The sequence below is a fragment of the Kitasatospora sp. NPDC002965 genome (assembly GCF_040611255.1).
GTDB lineage: Bacteria > Actinomycetota > Actinomycetes > Streptomycetales > Streptomycetaceae > Kitasatospora.
Window position 1 is genome coordinate 1 of record NZ_JBEXNT010000255.1, and the last position, 5,087, is coordinate 5,087.

Sequence of the window (5,087 nt, forward strand, 5' to 3'; positions counted from 1 at the left end):
TGACGCCCTTGTCGGGGTCCTCGGAGCGGGTCTGGCGGCCGTGGACGTCGTAGCCGTACTTCCAGGCGTTGCCGGCGGCGTCGGTGACCTGGCTGAGTTTGCCCTCGACGTCGTAGGTGTACTTCGTGGCGTCGTAGGCGCCCTGCGGGGTGGTGCCGTGGTACTGGCGCAGTTCGGTCGAGCGTCCGCGGGCGTCGACGAGGCTCGTGGTGGCGGTGCCGCCCTGGGGCGGGGTGGCGTCGGTGCGCTCCACGCCCGGGTAGGAGACGGTGGAGCGCCACTGCTCGATGGCCTTGGAGGAGAACGTCTGGACCACGGGGCGGCCGAGGCCGTCGTAGAACGCGGCGTTCTGGCCGGGGATCTCGTTGTCGTTGGCGACGAACCGGGTGGTGCCGGGCTCGCCGGTGCGGTTGATGTAGGGCTGGTTGGTCTTCACCACCTGGCCGTGGCTGTCGTAGAACGTGTCGCTGACGATGCGGGCGCCTGCGGCGTTGTTGGCGGGTGTGGACTGTGTCTGGATCTGCTCGCCGAAGGCGTTGAGGATGACGACGCCGACGGTGTAGTCCCTGCCGCTCTCGCGCAGGTTCCTGGTGGTGACGGAGGTGGTGCCGGTGCCGGTGAGCCGGTACTCGACCAGGGTGTCGGCGAGGTCGGTGCCGGGGGTGCGGCCGGGTTGCCAGGCGGCGGTGGTGCGGCCGAGGGCGTCGACGTTCTGCTGGGAGGTGCGGCCGTTGTGGTCGACGGACTTGACCGGCACTTCGCGGGTGGGGTGGAAGGTGGTGGTGCTGGTCCAGCCCTTGGCGTTGGTGACCTTGACGGTGGTGGGCTGGACGCCCGTGGCCGGTTCGTAGGCGGTGGTCGTGGTCGCCGCGGCGGCATCGGTGCTGGTGGTGACCCGGCCGTAGGCGTCGTAGCCCACGGTGGAGACCAGCGAGAACACCGGCTGGCCGCCGGAGAACCCGTCGAGTTCCTCGGTGCGGGTCACCGCGCCCGGGCCGTTGAGGATCCCGAACGCCTGGCCGTCGTAGAACGCCCGGCTACGGCCCAGCGTGCTGGCCTCGGACGCGAGGAGGTCCGAGCCGTTGACCGTGGCGCAGCCGTCCTTGGTCTGGACGGTTTCGGCGACGCGGTCGAGTGTCCAGGTGGTGGTGTTGCGGGCGTATCGGGTGGAGGCGCACAGGTCGGGCAGGCCGTCGGCGCGGTCGATGACCTTGACGGGCATGCCGTGGGTGTCGAACGTCGCGGTCTTGGAGGTGGATTGCCAGGTGCCGTCGGAGCGCAGGGCGGTGTCCTTGCCGGAGCCGTTGCGCAGCATCTGTGCGGTCAGGGCGGGCAGGGTGGTGCCGCGGTTGTGGGTGGCGGTGGCGGTGGACAGCCAGGGGTCGGACTTGGAGAGGGCGATCAGGGCGCCGCCGTCGGAGGCGTAGGTCTGGCGTTCGCGCAGGGAGCCGGCGAGCGGGTTGGCGTCCTTGACACTCGCGCCGCCGATGTCGGTGTAGGTGACGGAGCGCTTGCTGCCGTCGGCCTTGACGTCGCCGTCCATGCCGCGCAGGTAGTACGCGACGGCCTTGCCGATCGGGTCGGGCGCGACGCCGCTGCGGGTGACGACCTGTTCGTAGCCGCGGAACTGGTTCCAGGTGCGGCGGTCGGTCTCGGTGTACTCGTCGTCGTCGCGGTGCCAGGCGGCCGGGCCGACGTATTCGTAGGTGGTGGTGCGCACGGGTGAGCCGCCGAACGGGTCGCGTTCGTTGACCTGGGAGACCACGTACTTGTGGAACCAGTCCAGGGTCGGGGGCAGCGGGCTCTTGTCGTCGGGGTTCCAGTACACCGGGTAGCAGCGTTTGCCGTTGGTGTCCTGGGTGGTGGGGAGGGTGGTGGGTGTGCAGTCGGCGTCGGCGTAGACGGCTTCGGTGGTCTTGCCGGTCTCCGCGGTCACGCCGATGACGCGCCGCCGGTTCAGCGGGGGTTTGTTGTCGCTGCCGGAGTCGACGCGGTTGTTGAGGAACTTGCCGGTGAAGGTGATGGCCGGCTGGTCGATCCGGTTGGCGCCGTCGTGGCCCGAGTGGGTGATCGAGTTCAGCCACAGGGCCGGGGCGGTGTGGTCCTTCGGGTCCGGGTACTCGTGTGCCAGGACGTAGGAGTCGACGTCGGCGTAGGAGCCGGCGTTGAGGACCTGGGTGGTGATCTTCGTCAGGCGTTTGGTGGACCAGAACGTGGCCTGGTAGTTCTCGCAGGTGCCGGTGGCGGTGCAGTTCTGGTCGAACGGGACGTCCGGCCACTTGCCCGCGTTGGCGGTGTTGAGCTTGTTCGGCGCGCAGTCGAACGAGGCGTCGGGCAGGCAGCGTTCCGTGACGTCGAACACGACCTGCCCGGTGGGCTTCACGCTGTCGGTGTCGGTGAGTTTGGAGCCGTAGGTGATCCGGGCGAGGTTGCCGCCGCGCACGTACGCGGTCCGGGTCCCGGACGGGTTCTGCGCGGAGAGGCCCCGCTGGTAGTGGTTGGTCTCCTTGTCGTACCAGTGGGAGATCAGGCCGCCGCGCGGGTCGACGACGAAGTCGAGCATCCACCGCCAGGCCTGGTCGCACCAGGACGCCTCGAACGAGGTCTTGTTGCAGTCCTCGCCCGGGTTGTTGCCGTAGACGGGTGTCGTCCAGGCGGAGTTGGTGGCCGGGGCGCCCGCCGCGGCGCCGGGTTTGCGGCCCAGGCCGAAGTAGTACTGGGTGCCGTCGGTGGTGGTGACCTTCCAGTGCTCGCCGTTGTTGTCGCCGTTGGTGGCGCCGGTCAGCAGTTCGACGCGGGAGGCGTCGTCGCCCTCCAGTCGCCAGGTGCCGGTGGCGTCGTCGCGTACCAGGGTCGAGGAGCGGCCGTTCAGCGAGATGGTGGCGTTCCAGCCCGCCAGGCACTGCTCGCCCGAGCCGCTCTGGCCGTCCTTCACGCAGGGCTTGAAGCGCCGCTCGACGAAGCCGGGCGTGTACTCCCAGCCCTCACCGATCCACGACGACTGGTTGTTCGTCGCCGCGGTCCGGCCGTCGACCGACTGCGAGCTGTAGGACAGGGACACGTTCGGCTTCGAGCCGCCCAGGCCCTCCGGTACCGCGATCGGGTAGGACCAGTTGAAGCCACCGGTGTTCCCACCGACGCTCCACGTCCCCGACGGCGCCAGACCGGTCGCCGCGAACGTCCCCGCCGAACCACCCGGAGCGGCCGACGCGGCCAGGACCGTGCCACCCGACGGAGCGGCCGACAGGGACCGGGCACCGAGCTCCGCCGCCGGGGCCGCCTGTGCGGACCCGCCCGCGAGTTCCACGTCGGTGCTCAGCAGACCGGGCCGAGCTGCGGTGCGGCGCGTCTCCACGGGCGTCTGGGTGCGGCACTCGGCCCGCTCGGGCGTGGTGAGCGCACACTCGGGCAGCGCCACCAGACGCGCCCGGGACAGCCAGTCACCACCGAACGCACCCTCGATCGAGGACACGTCCACGTCCACCTTGACGGGGGAGCCCGTACTGCCGCCGGCCGTCGGACGCACCGCCAGCAGCAGGCCGTTGACGCCCGCCTTCTCGGCGGCGGGCCGGTCGGCGACCGTGACCCGGACCTTGTGCGAGGCGGGCGTCGCCCGCTCGCTGCGCAGGGCCTCCGGCGCGGCGGCGACGGCCGCCACGGCGGGCGAGCTCACCCACACCGGTGCGGTACCCGCCTGGCCGCCGGCCGGCACGGCTGCCGGGGCCGCGGCGAAGGCGGACTCCTTGAGGCTCTTCGGGGTCGCGGTCCTGGGCGCGAGGTCGACCTCGGCGTCCACCGCCCCCGGCCACGCCACCGCACCGGCCTTCCAGGCCGGCGCGCCGTCGCCCTTGAGCGGGACGGCCTTGACCGGGGCGGCGTTCCTGCCGCCGACCGCCGGGGTCCGGTCGAGGTCGCGGGGCGACCATTGGGTGGGATTGCGGGGCTTCCACGCCGCCGCGTGCGCAGGTCCCACGCCGGCCAGCATCGACAGCACGAGGACCGCGGCGGTAGTCAGCCGCCGTCTCCCTCGTGACCGCCGTTTGGCGTGGAATCCGTCCGGTGATACCGACACGACTTGCCTCCTGGCATGCCGAAGCAGACCTTCCGTCGGAAGGCCTGCTGAACAGGGATTTTCGCGCGGAGCCTAACGTCCGTTCGCGAACCTGGTCCATCGGTGTCCGGAGCCCCGGCCGGGACACAACGAACGGGGGGGAATCGATGATCACTCCCGACCTTACGCAGCGTGCGAAGAGAGGGGGTGTTTTGCCCTTCTTTACCGTACAAATCTCCTGATGCACCCTCACCGATCGTGGGCGTCCTGCCGCTCCGACCAGCGCTTTGACTACGGAGAGCTCGCAGTTGTGAGGTGCCTCACAACGCAGAAGACCATCCGTCAGAAAAGACGTCGTGCGCGGATGTTAGGTTCCCGTTCGCCGATATCCGCACGGCAATCCACCAGCTGACGAGAGGTTTCCTCTTATGGGGTCGATATCCCCCCATCGCAGTCGTCGACGCAGATCCATGCTGGCCGCATCGGTCGGCATCGTACTGACTGTTGGCATGCTCAGTTCTACCGCTCCCGCCCTTGCCGCCGAGGGGAATTCCCCGATTTCCCCGATTTCCCCGGTCGTCGAGGGGCAGGCCCCGGCGGTGCCGGGTACGGCCGCAGAAACCGCGCAGCGGGCCGCCGAGTCCGCCGCGCTGGCCGAGGCCCGGCGCAGCGGCAAGCCGGTCGAGATCGCGGCGCTGACCACCGAGACCGACACGGTGGTCGCGAACCCGAACGGCACGCTGGGTCTGCGGCGTACCGTGGCCCCGGCGCGGGCCAATCGGGACGGGGTCTGGAAGGATCTCGACGCGACGCTCGTCCGGGCGTCCGACGGCACCCTGCGGCCGAGGGTGACGAGCAGTCAGCTGACGTTCTCGGGTGGTGGGTCCGGACCTCTCGCCACTCTCGACCAGGACGGCCGCAAGCTCGCCCTGAGCTGGCCGGGTGCGCTGCCGGCGCCCACCCTGGACGGCGAGAGCGCCACCTATGCCGAGGTCGCGCCCGGTGTCGACCTGAGGCTCACGGCGAACCAGGCCGG

At 70.5% G+C, this 5,087-nt stretch carries 2 pseudogenes; one reads left to right on the forward strand and one right to left on the reverse strand.

The annotated features are described in order from the left end of the window. A pseudogene (locus ABZY91_RS41305) lies at positions 1–3,973 on the reverse strand (hypothetical protein); the annotation flags it as partial. A 548-nt stretch (positions 3,974–4,521) separates the two neighbouring features. On the opposite strand from ABZY91_RS41305, the pseudogene ABZY91_RS41310 reads away from it, so the two are divergent. Next, positions 4,522–5,087, forward strand: a pseudogene (locus ABZY91_RS41310) (LamG domain-containing protein); the annotation flags it as partial.